Origin of the sequence: Sulfuricurvum kujiense DSM 16994, assembly GCF_000183725.1 — a bacterium.
Classification (GTDB): domain Bacteria; phylum Campylobacterota; class Campylobacteria; order Campylobacterales; family Sulfurimonadaceae; genus Sulfuricurvum; species Sulfuricurvum kujiense.
This window is the reverse complement of the sequence record NC_014762.1, coordinates 2,461,605-2,486,921: the sequence shown is the minus strand read 5'-3', so window position 1 is coordinate 2,486,921 and position 25,317 is coordinate 2,461,605. Positions and strand designations below refer to the sequence as shown.

Genomic DNA, 25,317 nt, shown 5'->3' with positions numbered 1-25,317 from the left:
ATGTTAAAAAAGAGTATTTATTTACTGTTAATTGTATGTGTTTCAGTGCTTTCTGCTGAAACACTCTGGCTCGATGAAGCCAAAAAGAAAAAATGCTGTGAAGCGAAGCTAGGATCAACCCCTCAAAAAGAATTGTCTGTAAAATCGGGCTCACTTCAGGAAAATGAAAAACTGAAAGATTTGAGCGGTTCGGTGTTGTATATCCGCGATATGGACGGCAAGATCGAAGAGCACAATCTTTCAGGCTCAAAAATCACCTTTTCTCCTCAATATAAAGGGAATTATCATCTCTTCTTAAAGCGTCAAGAGGTAGTGGACGGTGTATTCAATGTTCAGCTTTCTTCGCACCGCATCTACAATAAAGAGGGGAATCTCTCATGCTCATGGACAAAAGAAGTGCGTGGGAAGACTTCTGATTCACGGTATCTTAGCGAACCGCTTTCGCAATTGCCGTTTCAGTTGATGATGGAGAAAACAATCCATAAACATCATGTCAATTGTTGTTTATATGTCGGCGATATTATTCCCCTGAAAGTCTATTACAAAGGGGAATTATTAAAAAATGTTCCTGTCGTTGCGGAGTTAGAGAGCGGTTGGGTAAACACCCTCAAACCTAACGATGAGGGTGTCGTGATGGTGGAGATTCCCAAAAGCACCTATGAGCAAGAGAAAGGTGACAAAAAGCGCTCCGAAAAGCTCCTCTTAAGCGTCAAATATGATGTTAACGAATCGGGTCTCTATCATGGAGCGTCTTATCAATCGGTGCGCTATACGATGAGTATCCCTCTCTCGTTTGGCGATACGCCGCTCGAATACGAATCCAAAACGCTTGCGTTTGCTACCGTGATCGGAGTGATGCTGGTATTTTCATTGGGGCTTTATTATAACCGTCGCCGCAAGCGCAAAACGCCTAAGGAGATTTGGTTCGATGAAGAATAAATTTTCCTTGCGCCGTGCCGTCAATAATATGAATCTGGTGCGGTTTCGGTTTTGGTTTCAAATTGCCGCATTTGCTTTTATTGTATACGGAGGCTATATCGGGTTGGATTTGGGAAATAAGCTTCCGACGTTTGCCTGTGTTTACAACGCAGAGGGAACCGGCGGAAAATGCTATGTCGGAATGCTCCAGCACGATCTTAAACACCCGATCGATGTGTTTATGGGATATGCCGGGTATGCGTTCCTGATCTCACTGGTGATGTTTATGGTGTGGTTTTGGGTACTGAACAAAGGGTGGTGCGGTTTCGTCTGCCCGCTTGGGACGATGCAAGACTGGCTTACAATGCTTAGAGAAAAAACGAAAATTCGCTTTAGCGAATACTCGTGGGCAAATCGTGGGAAGATCAAAAGTATCAAATACATTTTGCTCTTTTTGCTGTTGCTTTTACCGGTAATGATTGCCAATTCGGTATTTGGCATTCCAAAACTTCCGAACGGTTTATCGATGCCGTTTTGTGATATTTGTCCCGGACGGATGATGATTCCCGCTTTTACGGGGGACTTTAACCAGTTCTATATCGACTTTTCATCGAAAACCGATATCGTCATGACCACTATTGGGATGATTATGACTGGGCTGTTTTTAGCCGGATCGTTTATTAAAAAGCGGTTCTTTTGTTATTTTTGTCCGATGGCGGCATTGCAGTATATTTTTTCGAAACCAGCATTGCTCAAACTCTATAAAGACGGTTCCAAATGTACCCGATGCGGGGACTGCTATCGTGCCTGCGACATGGACATCCTCGAAATCGCCGACGACGTGACGACGAAAAATATGGTCACGGAGGATTGCACGTTGTGTCTCAAATGCGTCGCTGCCTGTCCCGAAGAGGGGTGTCTGGAAGCCAATTTTATGGGGGCTACTATTTTCGAATCGACCAAAGAGGGATTTGTTCTTCGTATGGCGATGGATCAGAGAGGGGAGAAACATGCACACTGAACTCACGATAGAAACGCCGCATCAGAGGCAGAATCGTCACAAGGCGATGGAGGCAATCAGTGTCCTCAATGCTCTTAAAGAAGATTTTAAATCCCCTATTCGCAGTATGGGCTATTTTTACGATTTGTTTGAAAAGGTCTATTGCCGCCATGAACCGTTGCATGAGGGGAAAGCGAAAATCGGGACGATGTGTATCCAAATCCCCTCTGAAATCATTTATGCGCTGGAGGGGATACCGATCCGGCTGTGCAACGGGTTTTACACAGATGACGAGATCGGCAGTGATCTGTTGCCTCAAAAGTCGTGTCCTCTCGTCAAAGCGACCGTGGGGTGGTTCGCCTCGGACAATTTCTCTGATAAACCCGACATCACATTTTCTCCGACGACGTGCGACCAAAAAACCAAAGCGGGGGCGATCATCGGAAGTTTCGGTCACACCGTGATCGATGTCGGATTCCCCCGCACCAAAGAGAGCGAAGAGAGCCGCCATTACTGGCGTGAAAGTGTTAAAAGTTTCGCCGTGAAGCTCTCTAAATTTCAGGGGAAAAAGCTGACCAAGTCTAATCTGGAGAGTGCGATCAAAAAGGTGGGATATGCCCAGTCGCTTTATCACAAGCTCACCGAATTTCGAAAAGCCAAAGCGGTTCCGATTTTAGGTGTCGATATGTTCTTGGTAACCAATGCTTTTTTCTTTGACAAAATAGATGAGTGGATCGGTGCAGTGGAAAAATTGCTCGCAGAGTTGGAGCAGCGGGTAAATGACGGTGTCAATGTGGCGGGCAAAGCGAGCCCGCGTATTGTTTATACAGGGTCACCGCCGATTTTCCCCAATTATAAAATCCCCCTCATCATCGAAGAGAGCGATGCGATCATCGTCGCCGATGAGACGTGCAGTTCGAACCGGATGTTCAACGACATGGTTGCGGTGGATGAGTGGAACCTCTACGACATGATCGATTCGGTTTCGGACAAATATCTCAAAGCGTGTACCTGCCCGATATTCACCCAAAATGACGACCGTATACGACGGATCATCCAGCTGGTTCACACTTATAAAGGTGATGGGGTGATCTATCAGGCATTTGCTGGGTGTCAGGTGTATGAGATGGAACAGCGCAGCGTGCTTGCGGCAATGGAGCGTGAGGGTATCCCGATACTTTATATAGAAAGCGATTACAGCCCCTCACAGCACGGACAGCTTACGACGCGGGTCGAAGCATTTGTAGAATCATTGAAAAATCGAAAGAGAATGAAAAAATGAGATATTTTGCAGGGATTGATATCGGTTCTACCGCGATCAAAATTAGTATTGTGGATGAGAATAAAAATCTAATCGGGCATAAGATCAGCGCGAGCGGGAGTATGTTTTACAAATACGCCCAAGAAACACTCAGCGAATTGTTGCGTGAATTGAAGATCGATGAGAGCGAGGTTGTCTATACGGTTGCCACTGGATACGGACGGAAACTTTTTAAAGAGGCGGATGAAAACGTCAGTGAGATTACCGCCAACGCTATCGGGGCGCAACAATCCGCGAAAAGTTACGGCGAGATCAAAACGATCATCAACATCGGCGGACAGGACAGCAAGGCAATTTCTCTCGATACCGAGGGGAATGTCGTCAATTTCGCCATGAACGACCGATGTGCGGCGGGAACGGGAAAATTTCTCGATGTTGTCGCGATGAATCTGGAAATCGGAGTGGATGAACTGAGTGAATATCATTTCAAATCGACGGGGACACCTCTTTCGATCAGCAGTACGTGCGCCGTATTCGCCGAATCGGAGATCATCGGACTGCTGGGGAATAATCACAGCGTCGAAGATATCGTATCGGGGGTTCATTATTCGATAGCGAAACGGATTGTAAAACTGGTGAAACGGGTCGGGGTGAAAGAGAACGTCTATTTCGACGGAGGCCCCGCATTAAACCGCGGATTGGTTAGTGCGATTGAAAACGAACTGGGGCATAAAATCTTTGTCCCATCGTATCCGCAAATCACGACATCGTACGGAGCTGCGGTATTGGCATGTGATGCGTATGTGTGCAATATAGAAAGCGAATAAGGAAAATAGTATGAATCAACGTCTTTTAATAGCCGCCCTTTTAGCCTCAAGTGTTTATGCCGAAGAAACGGTTGTGTTGGAGAAGATACAAATAGCGGAGGATTATACCGCTATCGATGAGCGACGGGATAACTCTATCGCAAAACGGATCATCAAGGCAGAGGAGTTGACTCAGTACGGGGATGCGAATGCGTTAGAGATTCTCCGGCGCACCCCGGGGGTAACGATCCCCAACGGCAAAGGACCCGCCAGCGCACCGGGCAAGGGGTATACGGTGGTAATGATCGATGGCGAAGCGACCTCGACGGGAACGAGTAAGCGTGTCAGTCCACTGGAACAGATCTCTCCCGATATGATCGAGCGGATCGAGGTGATGAGCAACGGTTCGGCGGAGTACACTGCCGAATCGATGGGGGGAATCGTCAACGTCGTTCTCAAAAAACCAAAGGCAGAGGGGCGAACTTCTGCAAAAGTGACACTCGGTGCCTATGGTGAGGATCTGAGCGAAACCGCGTATGTTCAACGAGAAGGGAAGCTCGATAAAGTTTCGTATATGGTGAACCTTACCGCATCTGAGAATCGAAAAGAGGATCGGACCGACATCGCAACCGATAAAGCAGCATTGGAGACCGATGAAGAGCGTGATGACCGGAGCAAAAATCGCTCCGTAGGGCTGCGTGCTAAACTCAACTACACCGCATCTCCACGCCTTAAAATACTCTATGACGGATCGGTGACGTTTAATCACAATACTGATAGGATTGATTCAACGACGTTAACCGAAGGCTCAGCTACACCGACGAGCCGTTATCAAAGCCATGACGATGCTACCAACACGATGCTTTGGTCGGCATTGGGGGCGGAACACCGATTCGGAGATGATATTTTTGAGTGGAAAGCAAAAATCCACTCGTTCGAAGAGAGAGGCGATTTGGAGTCATTATCGACCCCTTCTGCTACCAATCGTAAAGAGCACGATTATGTATTGAGTCGGTTTTACGGTTTTCAGGGGGATTATACCGCGCTTCGAGATGAGCATTTTATGAAAGCAGGATTTGAACTCAAAAGAAGCGATCAGATTGATGAAACTACAAGGATTTTAAACGGGGTAGATGTCACTTCGGTGAACGATAAAATCCAGATGAAAGAGGACAAACTCTCCCTCTATATCCAAGACGAATATACATTGAATGAGGGGATCGTTATTACCCCCGGACTCCGTTATGAGACATTAAATAGAGACTATGGTGCAACGTCGAATCTGGGTTACTTCGCGCCATCTCTGCATGCACTGTTTCAGGTGACACCAACAGATAATATTCGTGCAAGTGTCGCTAAAACCGTCCGTCTCCCAAGACTCAGCCAGCTATCGGCGAGTACCAACAGCACCCTCGATGAAAACAGCATCCATCGCCCCGATGTGATCGGAAATCCGAATTTAACCGAAGAAAAAGCGTTGAGTTATGAGCTTCGGTATGAACACTTTTTTGAGGATAAAGGGTTAGCGAGCATCGGCGGGTTTTACCGAACCATCGATGATAAAATCGAAAATGCCATCCGGTTTAACTCCGTATCGGGACGTTATGAGCAAACCCCTGAAAATGCAGGAGAGGGGTCGTTATGGGGTCTTGAATTAGAGTTTAAAAAATCCCTCAAAGAGTACATCTCAGGGCTCGGACTTTTTGCAAATGCAACGCTGCAAGATTCATCGCTCACCAACACCCTCACCGGAGTCAAACGGGAGCTTTTACAAACACCGAATTTTACCTGTAACCTCGGTTTCGATCACACTCTAAAAGCTTCTGAAATCACCTATGGAGCGGCTTATCGCTATGTCGGCGGATACGATGATCCGCAGGAATATTTCATATCCCAATCACAAAAAGGGTACGGTACACTCGATCTCTATGCCAATAAACGGCTCAATAAAACGTTTAAAGTGCAGCTTAACGTGAAAAATATCACGGCTTCAACCGTAGAGACAACGTCACGTTTGTACGATGCAGGGGGAGCAATCACCCAAACTCAAGTGGATAAAGAGCACACAAAACCACAGCTATTTTTATCTATAGAGGGAAAATGGTAATTTCCCTTTTAATGTAATTTTTTATTATATTTAACAGGGTAGTAAGTTAAATGGTGTGGCAAAAGAGTGACTAGATATTTCAAAATGACAAAAAACGTCGGAGTAAGCCCCGACGTTAAGAGGATACAAAAGAAGAAAATCAGAATTTATAATTAATACTGGTATAAAGCGTGCGACCCATGCCCGGAACAGCTGTTCCCCACATAGTGGTGTTTCCTGAAGCGCCATAAGAGCCATTATTGACGTTAGCATAGCTAACTGTACCGGCTTCTTTATTGAGTGACATAGTAGCGCCTTCTCCGGTATAAGCACCGCCGAGCGGCAGGTAGTAAAGGGTATCAAACAAATTTTCTACACCAAAATCAATGCGTACTTTCTGCCATGAATAGCTACCGCGCATATTGACGAGGCTGTATCCTGAAGTTTTGATTTCATTACGTACATCGGATGTACTATCTTTTGCTTTGACACCGATAACCTCAATGGCATTATTCCAGTTATCGAATGTATGGGTTAGAGCGACTTTTGCGTTGAGAGGCATAATATTGTAAAGCTCGTCTCCTGTCTCAGTATTTTTACCGTTGGTATAGTTTACTATACCTTTTAGACCGAAAGCACTATTAAGTGACATTTTACCGGCAAGATCGATACCATAAAGTCGTGCTTCTTGATTGACGTATTGCAATCGAACAAAACTATTCGTAGCCGTTGCATTGGCAGCAGAAGCACCGGGGTATGTACGGCGGGCATCGATGTAATCATGCACGTGGGTATAAAACGGTGTCATCATAAACTGGTAGTCACCTCCAGTGCTGTGCCAGTTGGCGGTGAGGCTGACGGTATGTGCAATTTCCGGTTTGAGATCAGGATTCCCGACATAACCGTTACCGTCTCCGACAAAGTTATTCATTTCCATTGCCATTGCGTTGGTTGACCACGGGTAGCGTTCATAGAGATTTGGAGAGCGGGTTTTTTGAGCAAGACCAAATTCTATAGAGCTTTGTTCATTGATAGTATTTTGTGTCAATAGCGTTATGTCTAGATTATTGTCAGTACGTTTGCGATCTAAATCGTTCCAAGCTTGGCGTGTCCCTACCGAACTGTTGGCATACATCATGCCGGTATTGTAGCCTTGAATATCTCCACTATCGGTTTTTACCTGTTCAAAACGTAAGCCTATTAGTGATTTCAATTGAGGATTCCATTGGGCTTCCCACTCGCCGAATGCTGCTAAACGATCACGTTTGCCGTCACGAATATTCCAAAACGTATCGGGTGCCATTCCTCCGGTGCAGTTCGCGGTTAAGCCAGTATAACCGCAGTCAGGTGCCGGTGGCCACCAGTCGTTTAATCGATAGGTTTGCCCTTCCATGCCGATACGTAATAAATCTCTTGAATTGAGTCCAATTTCCGTCTTGACAGAGACGCCGTTCGTTTTTCCTTCGGTGTACATCGGCATTCCGTTGACGGGATAGGTGTTGTTTACGAGAGCACCGTAATTGTAGAGTTTATCTTCTCCAAAATCCATGAAATGTTCAACCGTTTCATGATAAGCGCGTGCTTCTACATTACCCCAGTCGTATGTAGCTAAATAGCGTAGGTTGATCCGTTTTTCTTCATTATCGAGCATATCCATCCGTTGATTTGGATAGAGCTGATAAGGCAAGTCTTGGTAACCGAATTTTGCTTCAAACAGCTGATTGCTGTTTTGGTATGCGAGACCTAGTGTGTGATTTTGTGTTTTGTAAGCGGTTGAGCCGACTTCGTTTGTGCCGAGGTTTTGTAGTTTAGGCGCACCATCGGCAGGATGATTGGCATTAACTGCGGATGTAACAGAGAAATTACGATAGTCTCCGCCTGCATCGTAGTTGTCAGACTGGGCGGTGGCACCGGCATAGGTAACGCTCAGCGAATCGGTAGCGTAAGTGGCTGAGAGGTTACCACCATGAGCATTGCCGTTGCTACGGTAGAAAGCGCCTACCTCGCCCTCAAATAGGTTGCCTTGTCCGGGCAGAGCAAATTTCGGTGCATGTGTTTCGGCAATAATACTGCCACCGATGCTGTCGCCGCCGACACTCACCGGTGATACGCCGGTATACACTTTCATATTGTCTACATTGGTAGGGTCTACATAAGATAATGCGGGATTCATATGATTTGGACATGAGGCGATCAGATCCATACCGTCTACTTTGATGCGTAGGCGATCATCTGCAAGCCCGTGGATGACCGGCAGGCTGGATACGCCGCCGGCACCGTAGAGACTTACGCCCGGCACGTCGCGCAAGAGCGATGCGGTATCACTCGTCGCTGCGCGCAGTCCTGATAGATCAGGCACGGTTGCGGATCCATTATCGGTTTGAGTAGCGGTGACGGAAATTTTATCCAACTGGACTTCATTTGAGTTTTCAGTCCCAAAACATGCGCTTATCAAAAGAGATGAGAGCAAGAGGCTGTGGGTAATTCGGCGGCTATTTACCATCGCACTTCCTTAAAATTTAGAGTTAAAGGGTGCGATTATGAATTAGAAGTGTTACATTCGTGTTAAGCGTTTACTATTTTGTTCTTGATGCGTTTGATTGCTAGCCGGTTAACGGATTGTCTAGAGAAAAATTGCATGGATAGCCATCAAGAAAATGAGGATCGAGGTAGTATTGAGCATAGTTTATGGGCTCTTTGGTGAGATAGAAAGGTGTAACGGACGATTTTCAAATCGGCAACTCTCCAGCCGATCGTCTTGGGTCAGATACAAAGTTCCCAAGGCGGTAAACACACTAATGAGCACGATAGCAAGCAGGTAGCCGATCCCTTTGCCGCCGCTTTGGAATATCGGGTGTTTCGTGCGGGTGATGAGTGTCGTGATCGAGGGGTTTTTGGCAAATGTTTTGTGACATGCCTCCTCACATAAACCGCACTGGATACAGCGCAGATCAAATCCCTCGCGTATATCGAGATTCGGGATAGGACAGATTTTGACACACCCGCCGCACTCGGTGCAATCGTTGGCAGGATCGCTAAATTCATAGCTCAGCCGATCCTCTATCGGCAGTATCGCGCAGGTAGCACCATAGGGGCACAGATAGGCACAGTACCACCCTTGTATCATATAGACCTCGGCGATCATGAGAGCGGAGAGGGTGATAACCAACCACCCTGCAAAGGTGAGATTCATTACCGCGTCGATCAGCTCATCGGTACTTATCCCGTACGCTACCACTGAAAACGCCAGTATCGACGCCAAAGCGGTGAGGATGCTCAAGCCGATGATTTTAGAGAGAATCGATTTTTTCTTTTGAGCGAAAAGGGTGAGGAGATGGGCAAAAAAAGTGTTGGGGCACAGCGTTCCGCAATAAAACCGCGAGAGGCTAAGAGCGCTGATCAACGTCAAAGCCACCCCGAGAATGACCAATAAGGCGATCATCGCATAGGTATTCATTTCAATCGCATTGCCGAGGACTTCGAATCGATCATGGGAAAAATTAAACAGCAACAGATGAAAATCGCCGAGCGTTATCCATGGAATCACTAAAAAAGGGATAAGGAAGGCTAAAAATGTTTTGTTGTCGCGTAAAAACTGCATTACATCCCCTTCCGATTCATTTTCCACGTATCGAGACGTTGATCCGCTGGAAGAGTTCCGTTTTCGAGTCGTCCCTCTTCGAGTCTTTGGATGAGGGCATTTAAAATCGAGTGATCGGGCAATGCGCTAAAGCGTTTGACGACATTGCCGCTATGATCGGCGATCAATATGATGGGGATGCTTTGTCCAAGACCGTAGGGGACCGCTTTTTTTTGATTTTGGGCATCGTCCACACAGATCCGATGAAGGGCGATTTCCGGATGAGCTTTTTGGACGGTGCCGAGCAATGCGAGACTCCGTTGGCACGGGGGACACCATGTAGTGTAGAAAATAACGATGTTCACCGAGGCATTAGGATGAAAATAGGGGGTGTTTTTGAGTGATAGCGGCGCACCGAAGAGGGAGAAACTAAAAAAGAGTGAAATCACTATTCTCAAAGGAGAACCGAATATGGTTTGAATCTTTAAGGAGGTCGATTTTGGCATATTGGGTTCTCTTGTGAAAATAGATATAGGTGTCCTCTGAGCATCCGCAAAAGCCGCGCATGACCAAAGGAAATCCCTTTAGGGGCGATGCAGTAGTGCAAGAAGTTGCGCGTGCGATTTGCTCGGAGGACGATTTTCTTTTGCGCACTTTTCTTGTTAAAAAGAAAAGTACGAAAGTGTTATTTTTGCTTCAACACCCATTCAATGAGGGTTTTAGCCTCTTCATCGGTGAGCGTTTGTGGAGGCATCGGCGTTTCACCCCATTTACCTGTTGAGCCGTTTTTGAGTGAAGCGGTGAGAACATCGGCACTTTCACCTTTGGCAGCAACCTCTTTATACGATGGACCTACGAGTTTAGTATCGACACTGTGGCATGCCAAGCACCCTTTGGAATCCGCCAATGAAACCGCCGGATCGAGAACGACTGCCGGAGCGTTTTTCATCTCCTCTTTGTACGCTTTGTACTCGGTGATAACGTCGGTCATGTATTTTTCGGTCGCTTCGGCCTGCAGTTTAAGCGGTTCCTCGAAACTCACCACGCGGATACCGTGACGGGCGGTTGCCATCAATACGACGGCAACGATCACCAATACCATCGCTTTGGTCGCATCCCCAAGGTTCATCTCTTCATTGCCGAAACGTTTTAGCAAGAAGAAGAACAAGATCGTGAGAACTGCCGATGCGGCGAACGGCAAGAATACAAACGGCGTATGGATATACGCTTCGCTGATGCGCGGACTGAATGCGAAAAACACGAGCGGCAATACGGCGATGTTGACCGGAGAGGCCCACATAAACCATTTTTTACCCTGATCGATTGCCAAACGTCCCGCTTCGGCATCTTCACCGCCTGCTTTGACCCATTTGACTCCCAAATAGATCATCACAATCCCCGTAAAGCTAAACGCCGTGAGGAAGAAGTTGAGCAAACGGAAACTCGTGAGCGGGGTGAGCATAATGTCCCAAATATTTTGCACCGTTGCAAAGGTTTCGGGCTGCAAATAGAGGTTAGACATCGACATAAACACCGGAGGCAACGTATAGAACGTTAATACCGCAACCAAACCGATAGCGATATGGAACCCTTTGTGGTTATGCAATGAATGCCAACTGAATTTGTACGCATACGAGAGCAAGAACGCGAAGATGTTCCCGTAAATGATATGCAAGATATGCGGAGAGACTTTGAGAATCGCCGTATAGAAAAATCCGGTATAAAGTACCGAAATAACGAGTAGCGGAGCGACCCCCCACAATGCCCCCATATTTTCACTGATGGTGGTAGGATTGGTCATTTTGTACGCCAACAAATCGTCGGTTTTAGATTTTTTGAATACCCCTGTGATGTTGTAGAGAACCGACGCGGTCGATGCTCCGATGAGGGTATAGATAAATGCGATATGCACGACAAATACGATAATTCCCAGCGTATCAAAAAACCAGCCGGGGAGTCCCATCGTCGGTACGACGAGGGGGATGTCAAAAGGGAGTTTCCAGTTCATTATTTGATCTCTCCTCTTTTATTAAGTGATGCGATATACGCCGCAAGAGCGTCTTTTTCCGCTTCGGTTCCGACAAACGGAGCCATATACGGGGTTCCCCCGCCCGGAAGGTTGTTGATACGGTTACGAATCGCCTCTTGGCTCCACCCTTTGGTTAGGAATTTGAGACCGTTGATACCGTTTTCGGTATGACAGGCACGGCACTCGATACGAGCGATGGTGTGACCCACTTCGACGAGATTGGATTTATCCTCTTTGATTACTTTATCTTTTTCATCGACGAAGATGGCGTGTTTGAGGATACCCACTTTGTTTAGATACGGCACATCGGTAACACGGATACCGTTGGCATACATATAGTTATAGATGAGGTAGGGTTTGCGGATAAACTCGCGGGTACGTTCTTCAAAGCCCCAGAAGAGCATAAATGCTGCAACCATGAGTGTTGCCGCAATGTAGGGCATCCGTTTCGGAGAGAAGTAGGCGATAATCGTTGTTATCACTACTGCACCGCCGATGCCGCTGATAATCATGTACATCAAATCCATTTTATCGGCAAATGCTCTCGTCATCATCGCCGTCGGGATCATGGCGCGCGCCGCTTCTGGGATTTGGAGTAGATAGTAGTATCCAAATGCCGCAGCAACAGGAACCGTAACCATCATAATCGTGGCGAAAAATTTGATGAGACGTTCTTTAGTAGCACGGATCTCTTCGTTTTTGCTAAACGCGGTGATAAGCCATGTCCACATAATTGCCAATGCAGCAGCAAACGCGATCGAACTAAAGGTTCTCATTAAGAGTCCCGGGAACCATGTCGGGTTAAAGAGTGCATTGTTGTAGTTGACGGTACCCGGATACACTTCAGGATCGATCCACGGCTGACCGTCGAAATTCGGTGTCAACATAAAGCCTAAAATCGCTGTGATGATCAGCATGGTGATCCATGAGGATACCGCATAATAAGTTCCGAAGCGAACGGAAGAAGCGCGACCTTCAGCTGTAGTAGCTTTTGTTTTCCATGTCATAAACCAGAAGAGGAGTAAAATAACTTCGAAGTTAAATACGATCCACTCGATAAACCATTTCCAGAAGAAGACGCGAATAAGTCCACCGATAGCGTTGGGGCTGATAATGTTGGCGTGAATCCACATCCCGATTCCGGTGAGTGCACCGACAGACGTAGAGATGATAAAAAAGACCATGAGGAGGCGATAGACGGTTTCATATCCCGCCAAATCCCCTTTTTTATTGGTCCACCATGCGGCGAGTGCAAGCACCACGGAACCTCCGACGGCACCGCCGTGAGAGACAAATACGTGGATGATCGCATTGATCGCCATGAGCATTCTTAGCCCGATTGTGGGCATTTCGAATATGGGAAAATCGAACATACATTTCCTTTAGATAAATATAGGTGTATGCACGACAACGTCGGAGAAACAGCGCAAAAAAACGCTATAATTTAGACGTTGCTATGCAATACGTTTTTCCGCTCGCCTGAGAGGTCCAATTCATAGGGCGGGCGGATCGTTGGTTGGTTTCTCCTCCGTTTTTTTCTCCTTTAAACTCCTAATGGTAATTTCTGAGACTAGGATTATGGACTATCTGTGTTAATTTTGTGTTAAGTAGTTAGTAAAAATATTTAAGATTAATTTGATTTATACGCTAGGCTATAATTACACTAAAAAGAGAAATGATATGATGACCATCTGGCATAACCCGAAATGTTCAAAATCACGCGAAGCACTGAAGCTGTTGGAAGATAAAAACAGCGCGTTCGAAATATTTAAATATCTCGATACTCCTCCATCACGTGAAGAGATTGCCGCATTGCTTAAAAAACTCGGGATTTCGGCACGCGAGCTGATGCGTACCAAAGAGGATCTGTATAAAGAACTGCAAATTGCAAAAATCACGGATGAATCCGAACTTATCGATGTGTTGGCGGAACATCCGAAACTGATCGAACGTCCGATCCTTATCGAAGAGAACCGTGCCGTTATCGGCCGCCCGGTTGAAAAAGTGATCGAATTTTTAGGTTAGGTGCGGAATTTTTCCAGTTTTTGATTGATATTGGCGGTACTTTCATCAAGGCGTGAAGCGACATCGGTGATCTCTTGAATACTGTTCGTATTGGAAGAAGCGATAGTATTGAGCGAGTCGATTTTAGCGGATATCAATTGCATTCCCCCCGTCAAATCGGAGAGATGAGCATTCGATTGGTGGACGCTTGCCGCAGCAACGGAGATAAGCGATGAGGAGCTGTTGATAATACGCTGAACGGTATCGGAATCGGTAGAAACTTTTAAGACTGAACCCGTCGATTTCTCCATTTTATCGCTGGTATCCATAATCGCATTGACGATGGTGCTGATAGTGCTGTTGATTTGTGCCAGACTCTCTTGCGTACGTTCGGCCAATTTGCGCACTTCATCGGCGACCACGGCGAATCCTCGCCCGTGTTCTCCCGCCCGTGCGGCTTCGATAGCTGCATTGAGTGCGAGGAGATTGGTCTGATCGGCAATGTCCCCGATAATATTCAAGATCCCTTTGACCTGTTGTGCCTGTGAAGAGAGGGTTTGCAGTTCATTTGAGAGATTCTGCTGAATCTGTGCGACCGATTGAATATCGTTGTTCATTTTCGAAATTTGGGTATTGGCTTCGATCAGGTTGGAATTGGCTTCATCGATTTTATCGGTTGTCTCCCGTGCGGAAGAGGTCGAAGTATGAACGATGGATTGGAGTTCGACGAGCTGCGTGTGGGTGAGTGCTATGTCGGTTGTACTTGTCTCTAATCGTTGGCGAATGGTGTCGGCTACATTGTTAAGCTCTTGAGCCGTCGCAATACTCTCAGAAGAGACCGATTTGATATCGGTAAGGATTTTTTGGAGTTCATCCATCGAACCGTTCATATCGTTTGCGGCGGAAGAGAGTTCATCTCTCCCCTCGGTTTTGATCCGTTCTTGGAGATTTCCTTCGCGCAGATGGTGGATGATCTGTGAGAGGAGGGTGATTTTTTCGATCAGTTCGCGGGTGATGATTCGAAGGGTAAAAAAGATGATGACCATGCCGATCGGGAAAATAACGGCGATTAGAATGAGCGTTTGATTAAATTGTGTCTGTGCCGCCGTATAGAGCGATTGCGTATTTCCCAATTGAATCGTTATCAATGTATCGAAACGTTCCGCTAACGGAGCAAAGCTGAACGGAAAATCGCTCGAAACCAAATCATGGATTTCCATAATATCACGGCTTGCAATAGCCGTCTCAAGCGCGCTCATAGAGCGGTCCGCCCGTTCAACCTGCTGTTTCGCCTCTTCTAGGAGTTCCGATTCTTTCGCAATTTTGGGTGATTTGATATAGGCTGCCCATTGAAGATTGAACTGCTTATGCGCTTCTTTGATCGCTTTTAGATCGAGATCGTAATCACCGGCACCTTCGGAAATAAGCTGCGCTTTGGCTTGAATGACGTTGATCATCGAGTGTTTGCATTGGCGGAGCTGATCGAGCGGATGGAGACTTTGGTCATTGATCCTTTGAAGCGAACCGTTTGAGAGAAACATCCCGATAATACCGATAGCGATAGCGGTCACGGCGAAGAGCTGTGTCAATACGACAATAAGGGTGATTTTTTGTCGAATAGAGAGACGGGAGATAACGGGAGCGGAAATCATGATAGACCTTAAAAAAAAGTCCAGAAGTGTAAAATCTTATGGTTACGATAAGGTCACAAAATTTCTAATAAACGGTTCTGTCCATTTTTTCGTTCCATCTGAAAAACAGCCGGTTCCCTTCTTCACTGTCGAGAGGATGCAGATCAAGAACCGACTTTGGATCGGTGATCATTGTATAAAATGCTTTGTCGTCAAACCCGCCGCGAGCTGCATCGTCCATTGTCGAAGCATAATAAACGGTTGGAATCCGTGCCCAAAGAATTGCCCCCAAACACATCGGACACGGATAGCATGTCGTATAGAGGACGCAGTCAGACAGGTCATAGGTTGCTAATTTTTCGGAAGCTTTGCGAATGACATTAATCTCGGCATGAGCGGTGGGGTCATTGCTCTTCAGCACCTCATTATGAGCCGCCGCGATGAGGCTGCCGTTACGTACGATTGCGGCGCCGAAAGGTCCCCCCTCGTTGCTGTCCATCCCCTTTAACGCTTCATCCCGGGCTATCGCCATCCAGGTATTCATGACTTATTTCCCTTTTAGCGTGCAGGAGGGTGCGAAGAGCTCCGGACGGTATTCAAAATGCATCGTATCATAGTGGTACCACCGTCCTCCCCAGATAAAGCCGTGTTTTTCGAAAATACGGACGATGGAGAGCGGCATCGTATTTTTATACCCGATATGTGCCGTTTCGGAAGGATTCTCATCTTTCCAATACTGGGTTTTGGCCGGTGCCAGATCGATGGCAATCCCGAAACTGTGCATCGAGAGCCGGTCGGTATCTTTAATCACACGGTAGGCGTAGGTCGTCGCCCCCTCCGCCCATATCCGGTCCGATTTAGGCAATTTGGCAATCTCCTGGCCGATCGCATAGAGCTTTTTATCCACACCGTCGATTTTGGAGACGGGAAGTTTGATAGAACCTTTCATCGTCGGCCAGTTAATGCGGACAAGATTCTTTTCAACGGATTGTTTGTCTTTGCCGTAGAGGGATTGAAAAAACGGCTGATAGCGCAGACGTCCCGGATCAAAAAGGTACGGCGGCGGGGTATCGTATCCTCCCGCATCGTAGCGTTGAGAGAGCTGAACGGCAAGATCGGCGTTGTTTATTTTTTCGTCCCATGAAGCTTTGGAACTGTCGGTATGATAGGCAAATCGTGTTCCGTCTTTGAGAACGAGTGAATTTTCGTCAGCCGAGACGATAAGGTCGCCGTACCCTTCGACATAGCATTGGGGATTGCCCCAGCTAAGTGAAAAAAGTAAAGCCGAAACGGTAAAAAGGGTAAATGGACGCATGGGTTTCCTCCGATATCGGGTGCTATTTTACCGAATATTTTTGATTCACGATCACTTCACAAACCTTGGAGATCATAACGGTATCTAAACGATAGGAGTCTCCTATGAAAAAAGTTCAGCCGTGGGGGGCAGTTATCACTGCCGCCGTTCTTTTGGTTTCGAGTGCATATGCCGGAGGGCATGAACGGGGAGGGCGATATGAGCCCGTCCGTCATGTAAAAATGTCGAATCACCATCACACCGACTGGGTTGTTCCTATGGTAATCGGCGGAGTATTGGGATATGCCCTCTCAGAACCGCGGCGCGGATCAGTGACCTATGTGCAGAGTACTCAGGTGCCTGTTGTGTATTCACCGCAGCCGATTTATCAAGAACAGTGGGTCTATTTCAGCGACTGTGACTGTCAACGCAAAGTATTGGTACGGGTTCGCTGAGGTGTTTTTTCTTTTTAACGGCATACATCGCGTGATCGGCCGCTTTTATAAGCTCCTCGCCGTCTGCCGCATGATCGGGATAAAGTGCCATCCCGATACTCGCTTTGCCGTGCAGAACAGTTTTATCGTCCAGATAAATCGGTTCGTTGATAGCGGCCATTATCGCATCTTGAACGCTATGAAGATGCTCTTCGCTTTTCACATCTTCGATCATTACGATAAATTCATCTCCGCCGTAGCGGCAAACCGTATCGCTGTTTCGCAGGCATGCCCTGATATTTTTAGCGACGTTTTGCAACAATCGGTCTCCCGCTTCATGTCCGTAACGGTCGTTGACCAGTTTAAAATCATTCAAATCGATAAAATAGAGGGCAACTTTCTCTTTATTCCGTTTCGAGCGGGTGATGGCATGCCCCAGCCGGTCGTTTAATGTAGCACGGTTGGTGGCGCCGGTGAGGGTGTCATGCTGAACCCGATAGGTCAAAGCGTCGACATGAGTGGTGATATGGGTAATATCGTGCAGGTTGGCAACGTAACTGACAAGACGATTGCGATGGTAGATCGCCGTGATGGTAGCACTGAGGACTTTGTCCCCTGTTTGCGATGCTTTGGTAATGGTTCCTCTCCAGGTATGGTTGACGCTGAATTGGGAGAATATGGTATTGAATGTGAGCCGTTCTTTAAAAAGATATTTGCCGATATGGGTTCCGTACAGATGGTCTTGGTCTTTGAGTCCGAGCGCAAAAAAGCTGGGGTTGGCAAACTCGATTAGCCCTTTGCTATCGGTATAAAAAATGGCATCGCCCGCACTTTCCAATGCGGTAGAGCGCTTGTTGAGGTCATCGAGTGTTTTTTTGGTAAGGGTGATATCTTGAGCTATACAAAGTATTTCCCCCTTTTTCCCCGCCAGTTTATGATTGCGCCATTCGCAAAAAATTTCGGTTTCGTTTTTGGTGATATTATAGTTCTTGGAAAAACTTCTCCCCTCGGTTGAGGCTTTTTGAAGTACGGAAATAACTTGGTCTTGATCAAAATCCGGGACGATCAGCTCGATGATATTTTGCCCTGAGGCTTCATCGGCACTCCATCCGAAAATGGTTTCAGCACTCTGATTCCATTCTGTAATACAGTAATCGTGGTCGACAACGATGAGGGCTACGGGAGAATCGCTGAAAAACTCCCAGTATCGTTTTTTGCTTTCGATAAGACGGCGATTGAGAAAAATCGAGTGGGCTACCCAAAGGGATAAAACAATGACGAGAGAGGGAATCGCCAGTATTTCCATTAAAAATCAGTCAGGGGATAAAAAACAATCCCAAGCGGGGAAAGCGGGACAATGCAGCCGATATATAGGGCAAAGAACATGCGGGAACTCATAGGAACAGGCGATATCCTTGTGTAATTTTATGCATTCTATTATGTTATATATTATGACAACATTAAATTATAGTAAAATATGGATACTTTTTGAGGTTCTAGCGGGTATAATAAAAATATGTAGAGAGGAGTGTTGTCTATGTTTTTCCCTTCCCTAGGACTGATAGCGACGACTGACGTGATTACGGTCGATATGCATCATACGGTGCAAGATGCACTGGACAAAATGCATCAATATAACCATCGCAGCGTCATTGTTATCAACAATACGCTTCATTATATTATTACGACAAAAGATGTTATCCGTCTGAAACTCGAAGGGGTAAGTTTTTCTACCCCCCTGTCTCAAATCCCTCTTCGTCCTCTCCCGCTAATTGACAAAGAGAGCAATATCGTCAATGCCCTCAACCTAACGAATGATATCGATGAACACATCTGTGTTTGCAATAAAGACGGAAGTCTGTACGGATTGGTGACCAACAGTGATATTGTCGCCAGCGTCGATCCGCAGATTATTTTAGAGTCGTTACAGATTTCGACGATTTTTGAAAAAAAATTCGGATATAAAACTTTTTCCCCTGATACTCCGATGTCCGACATATTGGAATATATGAAAGATTCATTAAGTGATTGCGTCATTATCCAAGAGGATAAACATGCAATAGGGATACTGACCTCTAAAGATGTTATCAAATTTATCGGAGAAGGTAATTGTCCTACAATGGCTGTAAGCGAAGTGATGTCTTCCCCTGTCGAAATGTTGAGTGAAAAAGCATCGATAAGCGAGGGACTTGAGTACTTGCGCAACGGTCATTTCAAACGGATAGTCGTGACCAATGATGATGGACAGGTTGTGGGGATTGTCACTCAGCAGGATTTGATTTCACGTACCTATCTGAAATGGTCACAGCTTATGCAGGACCATTTTAAACAATTTGAAGAGATTACCCAAATCCTGCAGCAGAAAAATCGACATTTGACGCAGTTAGCGACGAAAGACTCCCTGACTGAGATTCATAACCGCCATATGTTTGCCGAACTCTTTTCACAAGAGCTTTCGATTATAAAACGCCAGGGGGGGAACTTGGCACTAATGATGATCGATTTGGATTATTTTAAACGGGTTAATGACACGTACGGACATAATATCGGAGATTATGTCCTTAAACGGTTTGTTTCTTTGGTAGCGTCTTCGGTTCGGGAAGCCGATTTATTTGCACGGTGGGGCGGAGAAGAGTTTGTATTGCTTCTTCGAAATACGGGATGCGAAGAAGCGTATTGTGTCGGGGAAAAGATCCGAAGTATGATTGAAATACAGCCGTTTGAAGATGTGGGGCGGATAACCTGCAGTATCGGGATTACGGAAGTTAGAAGCGAAGACACCCTCATCAGTGCGATTGAACGTGCCGATAATGCCCTATATTCGGCAAAAGATATGGGACGTAATCGAACGATGACATGTTCGGGTAACGGATGAAACAGGTTACGCTTAAATCGATTATTTCGAATGACGGCTTGGCTTTAGATGCTGATCAATCCATTGCAGATGCATTGGAAACGATGACAAAAGCGGGGATAAGTTCCGTTATCGTCGTTGATTCCGATAACCGTCCGATCGGAATTTTTACCGAACATGACGCATTGGGCGTTGTTGCCGATTTTATTAATATTGAACAATCTTTACGTGAGGTGATGACACCGGAACCGTTTTGTGTCGAGGAGACATTTTACCTTCATGATGCGTATGCGATGATGGAAGAAAAAGGGTATCGCCACTTGGTTGTTGTGGACGAAGAGGAACGATTTGTCGGGGTTGTTAGCGAGGGAGATTTTCTTCGTCATATCGGATTTGAGCAGTTGGGAAAATTCAAAGTAGTCGCTGAAGCGATGAGCGGTTCACTGTTGATTGTTTCGCCTGATACCCCTCTTTTTGAAGCAGCTGCGCTTATGCATGAACGTAAATCCGAATATGCGGTTGTTTTAAACGGAAGTCATCCTTCCGGATTGATCACGGAACGCGATATTGCCCGCGTACATGCACAGAAAAAAGGGGATAAGGATGTGACGGTGGAGGCATTGCTTCATCGCAATTTTCATCTTATCGAAAAAAGTATCCCGCTGCAGGAAGCTGCATCTTTAATGGAAGAACACGGCGTTCATCAGCTCATTGTTGTTGATGAGACCGGAAATCTCGTCGGGCTTTTGAGCCGCCATGATGTTCTGCATGCGGTTCATGGTGCCTATTTTGACTATTTAATCCGTGTAATCGAACAAAAAAATGAAGCGATTATCAAGATCGGGGAACGAAAAAATGCCCTAAAAAGTGAAAAAATATCGAGCGAACAAAATGCCTTAAAGCTTCGTACTCTTTTTGAAGCGCTTCCTGACGGGGTCGTTTTGATTGATTCGATTACGATGAAAGCAGTAGAGTTTAATCGTTCCGCATATGAGCGTTTGGGATATAAGGCAGATGAATTTTCAGAACTTTCGGTTTCAGATTATGAAGCGATAGAGTCCCCTCACGAAACACGTCGCCGTATCGATGCGATTATACAAAACGGCCAAGATTGCTTTGAAACGGTTCATAAAACTAAAAATGGAAAGTTGCTCGATATATTGGTGAATGTTGTTTCCATTACATTTTTAGACCATCCGTATATGATGGCGGTTTATCGCGATATCACTGAACAAAAAAAAGCAGATCAAACGTTGCGTGAACGCCAACAAGAGCTGGCAAAGCAGACTGCTTTTCTCCGTACCCTTGTAAGTACGATTCCTGATCTTATTTGGTTAAAAGATACGGAAGGAACGTATTTGGCGTGTAATCCAATGTTTGAACGGCTTTACAATGCTAAAGAATCAGAGATTATTGGCAAAAATGATTTTGATTTTGTTGACCCGGAATTGGCACAGTTTTTTCGGGAAAACGATAATGCTGCAATGCGCTTAGGCGCTTCTCATCATAATGAAGAATTTTTACAGTTTGCGGATGGAAGTTATGCGGGGACATTTGACACAATCAAAACCCCTATGAAAGATCCAAGCGGTAAAGTGATCGGTATTCTTGGGGTAGCACGTGATATTAGTGAACGAAAAAAACATGAAGAGCAGCTTGAAATTTTAGCCAACTTTGACCCTTTGACCGGCTTGGCAAATCGGGGATTGCTTCATGCGCATTTGCAAAATTCGATTGATAAAGCCAATCGGGATAAAACTCAGCTAGCACTGCTGATGTTTGATTTGGACCGTTTCAAAGATATTAATGACAGTTACGGGCACAGTGCGGGAGATGAACTGTTGCAAATGGTATCGGAACGATTTACGTCACGTTTGCGTGAAGGAGATTTGATCGCCAGGCTAGGGGGAGACGAGTTCGCCGTGGTTCTCGAAAATATTACCCGTCCGGAGGATGCGGGGCGTTTAGCCCAAGAGATGCTGGGTACCTTGGCAGAGGCGTACCGACTTTCAGCCGGTGCACTCATCCATGTTGGGGCAAGTGCCGGAATTGTATTGTTTCCTGATCATGGGAGTGATGCGGCGATACTCCTCCAACACGCTGATGCGGCGCTTTATAAAGCGAAAGCAGAGGGGCGGGGAGTCTATCACTATTACACCGATGAACTTACCGATTCGGCACGGCAGCGTATCGAATGCGAGACACGCTTGAGACGTGCGATCCTAAATCAAGAGTTTGAAGTTTATTATCAGCCGCAGGTCCATATACAGACGGGACGTATTGTCGGGGCAGAAGCGCTGATACGGTGGAATTCTCCGGTAAAGGGGTTGGTATCCCCGGCTGAATTTATTCCCATAGCCGAGGAGATCGGACTGATAGGAGAGATCGGAGAGTGGGTTTTAAATGAAACGTGCCGGCAGGGGAAGATTTGGCTGGATATGGGGCACAGGCTGACATTGGCCGTGAATGTATCGGCACATCAGGTACGTCATCAAAATGTACCGCATATGGTTGAAGAGGCTCTTAAAAAAAGCGGTTATCCGGCCGATCGGCTGGAGTTAGAACTCACCGAAAGCGCATTAATGCAGCGTGAAGAGGAGACGGTAGAGATGCTTCATTCCCTTCGCGCACACGGTATCCGTTTAGCCATCGATGATTTCGGTACGGGGTACTCATCCCTTTCGTATCTCAAGCGGTTCCCGATCGATGTACTGAAGATCGATAAAAGTTTTGTCGATGACATTCCCTACGAACGTGACGATATGGCGATTGTTTCGGCGATCATAGCCATGGGACAAGCCCTTGGATTTCAGGTACTTGCCGAAGGGACAGAGCGTATTGAACAGATAGATTTTTTACGTGAAAAAGGGTGCACGATGTATCAGGGATATTTTAAAAGTCAGCCGCTAAGGGCGACGGAGTTTGAGAAACTCCTCCACTGATTACTTCAGGGTTCCGACGTGTGCGGCAATCGCTTTTAGATCATCGTCGCTTAGACCGGCTATAGAGCCTTGCATTGTTGCTTTTTGTTCGCCGCCGAAAGAGCCGTTTTTGTAGCCCACCAGTTTTGTTAAGGTCGCAGCGTCACCCGCAATCGCTTTTCCGGAGATAGAAACATCCTTGCCGTCTCCCCCGTGACATTCGGCACATTTGGCACCAAAAAGTTTGGCTCCGTCGGCAGCACATAAAGCCGATACACCTAATACACTCAAAACAAGTAGCTTTTTCATCATCACAATCCCCTCCAAAGTATAGGTGATTTTATTGTAGCATAAAACGTATTTTATACTAACGGATGAACTCGATTATCCCCATAACAATTTCGACGGCGATAAGGATGATAATGATCCACTCTAAAAATTCGCTCTTTTTATGATTGATAATATCCATAACGAGCAGTACGTCCTCTTTTATCTGAGAGAGTTTAGAGAGCGCCGTTTCATGCCGATCGTTCAGTTCGAGGATAAAAGCAAGGCGGGTATAGAGATTTTCGGCATCTTCGTTATCCCATAAAATATTCGGTTTATCCAACAGCAGCAGGTTACTCACCATATCGTGACGGGTAAGGGCGAGGCGTTTGGCAAACTGCATCAGATGAGCGCGGCGGCTGATCGAGAAGGTATGGATGGATTCGACGATACGGCGGCTTTGCAAAAAGAGGGTATCGAGCCGTTTTTCGTAATGTTCTAACCCGACACTCTGACTGATTGCGAGTGCAATGATATTCAGATTCAAGGTTGAGGCTTCACGCAAAATGATTTCATTATTCGTGACTTTAAAAAGGGTGGGCAGTTCAGAATCGATAAGGATCGGATAATCTTGGGTAATAAGACCGGGGGCATCGAGTGATACGCGCAAAAGTGAAAGCGCATCCAGTATCTCTTTTTTCCCTTCGGCGATGAGGGTAAGAACCCCAAACGGTGCCAGGACGACATGAAGCGTATCGCTTTTTCCGTAATAGCCGTTTTCAACCCCTCGGCTTAGGGTGATATCGAGGGCATATTCGACGGTTGCGGTTGTAAGCGGATGGCTGAGATAAAGGGATAATAGATTCATCGGAACACCTTTAACCGAAAATTGGTTTGTTTTATTGTATCATCCCTTTATTACAATGAGGTGATAATGCAAAGTAAAATAGCAGTCGGATTGGTAGGGTTGTTGTTGGGTTGGAACAGCGTTTCAGCCGATGTTTCGGAGATGATTTTTTATCCTCAGGCCGATTTTTCGGAAGGTATTTTCCATTTCAATTATCAAGGCGAAAAAAATAAAAATTACGGATTCATGTTTGAGAAAGGGTTTGACGCCGATCGGATCGTGTATGTCCGACCTGCAAGCCATTCGATAGAAAAAACAAAAGAAGGGATGATCAAACTCTCCTTTGCCAATACCGATCGCTATTCATACCTTGAGCGTGCCGATAAAGACGATTTTTTGGTTTCTGAGGAGAACGGCGTGATCAAAATTCTCCTTAGCGGAGGAGATTGCAAAGGCTCAGCCGATTGTGTAACGGCAGAGAATATTCTTACGATCAATATCCCGAAAGGATACGGCGTCCGAAAATATCAAGGATTGGATCAGGATCTCAAGCCGCTTAAAAATCCGCAGTGGCAGCGAAAAGGCAATACCTATACCCTCACCGCACGCGATGTTAAAGGTGCCTGCATCATGATGGAACTGGAAAAACTAAAACCGGGGCAAAGTGCTTCGAGTATCGCAATGGCTGATCCGATGCAACCTGTCATTGACGTAAAACCTGTTAAACCGACTAAACCGCGCAAAGAAGAACCTGCCGTACCGAAAGAAAAAGAGACTCCCGTCCCGGATGTGACTAAAACGGTTATGCCGGAACCGGAAGTAAAATCGCAAACGACGCCGCCGATTGCAAACGTTGAACCGAAAATCGAACCTGCGGCTCCTGTTGTTGCAGCGAAACCGGCAGTCGAAAAACCTGTTGTCGTCGTAGCAAAACCGGCAACTGAAAAGCCTGTTGTTGAGGCAGCGGCTCCGGCACCGTACTTCCGAAATTTTCAGATCTTCGAAAGCAGGGTTGTCGCCCTTAGCGAAGTCGGAAAAGAGCGTTTGCGCGAATGGGCGCAGCTTTTTAAAGCGGGCGGATACAAATCGGTAACGATCAACGGTTATACCGATAATATCCCGCCTCAGCGTCTAAAAGCGCTGTATGCGACAAATGCTATCCTCTCGGAAGCGCGGGCGCAAATGGTAGCCGATTATCTTGTCTCGATCGGAGTTGACTCAAGCGCTATTAAAGTAAACGGTAGGGGAGATGTCGATCCTGTTGCCCCTAACGAGACCGAAGAGGGAAGATCGAAAAATCGACGGATTGAATTTATCCTAAACTAAAATCTCAAAAACGTAGTTTTTGTAGCTTCAGGGGATTGCAAAGGACTTTGGTCTTTGCC

21 protein-coding genes are annotated in these 25,317 nt (G+C 46.2%); 10 read left to right on the top strand and 11 right to left on the bottom strand.

Translation table 11 applies throughout. From position 1 onward, the window contains the following. The 5 genes from SULKU_RS12430 to SULKU_RS12410 are packed head-to-tail and all read left to right on the top strand — an operon-like array spanning nt 1 to nt 6,092. Entirely contained in the window at nt 1-939 is a 939-nt protein-coding gene (locus tag SULKU_RS12430; protein WP_013461323.1) for a hypothetical protein, read from the top strand. Beyond that, nucleotides 929-1,939, top strand: coding sequence for a 4Fe-4S binding protein (locus tag SULKU_RS12425; RefSeq protein WP_013461322.1), 1,011 nt, complete (start codon nt 929-931; stop codon nt 1,937-1,939). The genes SULKU_RS12430 and SULKU_RS12425 overlap by 11 nt, the downstream gene beginning before the upstream one ends. Beyond that, entirely contained in the window at nt 1,929-3,200 is a 1,272-nt protein-coding gene (locus SULKU_RS12420) for a 2-hydroxyacyl-CoA dehydratase family protein (RefSeq protein WP_013461321.1), read from the top strand. The genes SULKU_RS12425 and SULKU_RS12420 overlap by 11 nt, the downstream gene beginning before the upstream one ends. After that, entirely contained in the window at nt 3,197-4,006 is an 810-nt protein-coding gene (locus SULKU_RS12415) for an acyl-CoA dehydratase activase (RefSeq protein WP_013461320.1), read from the top strand. The genes SULKU_RS12420 and SULKU_RS12415 overlap by 4 nt, the downstream gene beginning before the upstream one ends. Nucleotides 4,007-4,016: 10 nt before the next feature. Then, nucleotides 4,017-6,092: a TonB-dependent receptor plug domain-containing protein gene (locus SULKU_RS12410; RefSeq protein WP_013461319.1), complete on the top strand. Its 2,076-nt coding sequence runs from the start codon at nt 4,017-4,019 to the stop codon at nt 6,090-6,092. A 139-nt stretch (nt 6,093-6,231) separates the two neighbouring features. Here the strand turns inward: SULKU_RS12410 and SULKU_RS12405 are convergent, their stop codons facing one another. The 5 genes from SULKU_RS12405 to SULKU_RS12385 all read right to left on the bottom strand — a co-directional run bounded on the left by SULKU_RS12405 (nt 6,232) and on the right by SULKU_RS12385 (nt 13,053). Beyond that, a complete protein-coding gene (locus SULKU_RS12405) occupies nt 6,232-8,574 on the bottom strand; it encodes a TonB-dependent receptor (RefSeq protein WP_013461318.1) in 2,343 nt (780 codons plus the stop codon). Nucleotides 8,575-8,757: 183 nt separating this feature from the next. After that, nucleotides 8,758-9,672, bottom strand: a complete 915-nt coding sequence (locus SULKU_RS12400) for a 4Fe-4S binding protein (RefSeq protein WP_013461317.1) — start codon at nt 9,670-9,672, stop codon at nt 8,758-8,760. Next, the gene (locus tag SULKU_RS12395) at nt 9,672-10,157 is read right to left on the bottom strand and encodes a TlpA family protein disulfide reductase (RefSeq protein ID WP_013461316.1); all 486 of its coding nucleotides are present in this window, start codon (nt 10,155-10,157) and stop codon (nt 9,672-9,674) included. The genes SULKU_RS12400 and SULKU_RS12395 overlap by 1 nt, the downstream gene beginning before the upstream one ends. Nucleotides 10,158-10,336: 179 nt before the next feature. Further along, a complete protein-coding gene (locus tag SULKU_RS12390) occupies nt 10,337-11,659 on the bottom strand; it encodes a c-type cytochrome (RefSeq protein WP_013461315.1) in 1,323 nt (440 codons plus the stop codon). Further along, entirely contained in the window at nt 11,659-13,053 is a 1,395-nt protein-coding gene (locus tag SULKU_RS12385; RefSeq protein ID WP_013461314.1) for a cytochrome c, read from the bottom strand. Before SULKU_RS12385 ends, SULKU_RS12390 begins: the two co-directional genes overlap by 1 nt. 307 nt (nt 13,054-13,360) lie before the next feature. On the opposite strand from SULKU_RS12385, the gene arsC reads away from it, so the two are divergent. Next, nucleotides 13,361-13,705, top strand: coding sequence for an arsenate reductase (glutaredoxin) (arsC, locus tag SULKU_RS12380; RefSeq protein WP_013461313.1), 345 nt, complete (start codon nt 13,361-13,363; stop codon nt 13,703-13,705). Here the strand turns inward: arsC and SULKU_RS12375 are convergent. The 3 genes from SULKU_RS12375 to SULKU_RS12365 all read right to left on the bottom strand — a co-directional run bounded on the left by SULKU_RS12375 (nt 13,702) and on the right by SULKU_RS12365 (nt 16,630). Beyond that, a complete protein-coding gene (locus tag SULKU_RS12375; protein ID WP_013461312.1) occupies nt 13,702-15,336 on the bottom strand; it encodes a methyl-accepting chemotaxis protein in 1,635 nt (544 codons plus the stop codon). The two genes, arsC and SULKU_RS12375, sit on opposite strands and share 4 nt — an antisense overlap. Nucleotides 15,337-15,400: 64 nt before the next feature. Next, entirely contained in the window at nt 15,401-15,859 is a 459-nt protein-coding gene (locus SULKU_RS12370; protein ID WP_013461311.1) for a nucleoside deaminase, read from the bottom strand. A gap of 3 nt (nt 15,860-15,862) precedes the next feature. Further along, nucleotides 15,863-16,630 carry a M15 family metallopeptidase gene (locus SULKU_RS12365; RefSeq protein ID WP_013461310.1) on the bottom strand — a complete coding sequence of 256 codons (768 nt, stop codon included), beginning with the start codon at nt 16,628-16,630 and terminating at the stop codon, nt 15,863-15,865. 104 nt (nt 16,631-16,734) lie between these two features. Between SULKU_RS12365 and SULKU_RS14905 the strand changes: the two genes are divergently transcribed. Then, nucleotides 16,735-17,064 carry a hypothetical protein gene (locus tag SULKU_RS14905; protein WP_013461309.1) on the top strand — a complete coding sequence of 110 codons (330 nt, stop codon included), beginning with the start codon at nt 16,735-16,737 and terminating at the stop codon, nt 17,062-17,064. On the opposite strand, the gene SULKU_RS12360 is transcribed toward SULKU_RS14905, so the two are convergent. Further along, the gene (locus tag SULKU_RS12360) at nt 17,018-18,349 is read right to left on the bottom strand and encodes a sensor domain-containing protein (protein ID WP_013461308.1); all 1,332 of its coding nucleotides are present in this window, start codon (nt 18,347-18,349) and stop codon (nt 17,018-17,020) included. The two genes, SULKU_RS14905 and SULKU_RS12360, sit on opposite strands and share 47 nt — an antisense overlap. A gap of 231 nt (nt 18,350-18,580) precedes the next feature. On the opposite strand from SULKU_RS12360, the gene SULKU_RS14610 reads away from it, so the two are divergent. Continuing rightward, complete coding sequence (locus SULKU_RS14610; RefSeq protein ID WP_013461307.1) at nt 18,581-19,918, top strand: diguanylate cyclase; 1,338 nt, start codon at nt 18,581-18,583, stop codon at nt 19,916-19,918. Continuing rightward, nucleotides 19,915-22,839, top strand: coding sequence for an EAL domain-containing protein (locus SULKU_RS12350; protein ID WP_013461306.1), 2,925 nt, complete (start codon nt 19,915-19,917; stop codon nt 22,837-22,839). The genes SULKU_RS14610 and SULKU_RS12350 overlap by 4 nt, the downstream gene beginning before the upstream one ends. Here the strand turns inward: SULKU_RS12350 and SULKU_RS12345 are convergent, their stop codons facing one another. Together SULKU_RS12345 and SULKU_RS12340 are read right to left on the bottom strand one after the other, a co-directional pair. Further along, nucleotides 22,840-23,130: a c-type cytochrome gene (locus SULKU_RS12345; protein WP_013461305.1), complete on the bottom strand. Its 291-nt coding sequence runs from the start codon at nt 23,128-23,130 to the stop codon at nt 22,840-22,842. It abuts the gene before it with no gap. A 55-nt stretch (nt 23,131-23,185) separates the two neighbouring features. Further along, nucleotides 23,186-23,953 (bottom strand): RMD1 family protein, encoded by a 768-nt coding sequence (locus tag SULKU_RS12340; RefSeq protein WP_013461304.1) that lies wholly within the window; start codon nt 23,951-23,953, stop codon nt 23,186-23,188. Between the two features lie 66 nt (nt 23,954-24,019). Between SULKU_RS12340 and SULKU_RS12335 the strand changes: the two genes are divergently transcribed. Then, entirely contained in the window at nt 24,020-25,258 is a 1,239-nt protein-coding gene (locus SULKU_RS12335; RefSeq protein WP_013461303.1) for an OmpA family protein, read from the top strand. Nucleotides 25,259-25,317 lie beyond the last annotated feature (59 nt).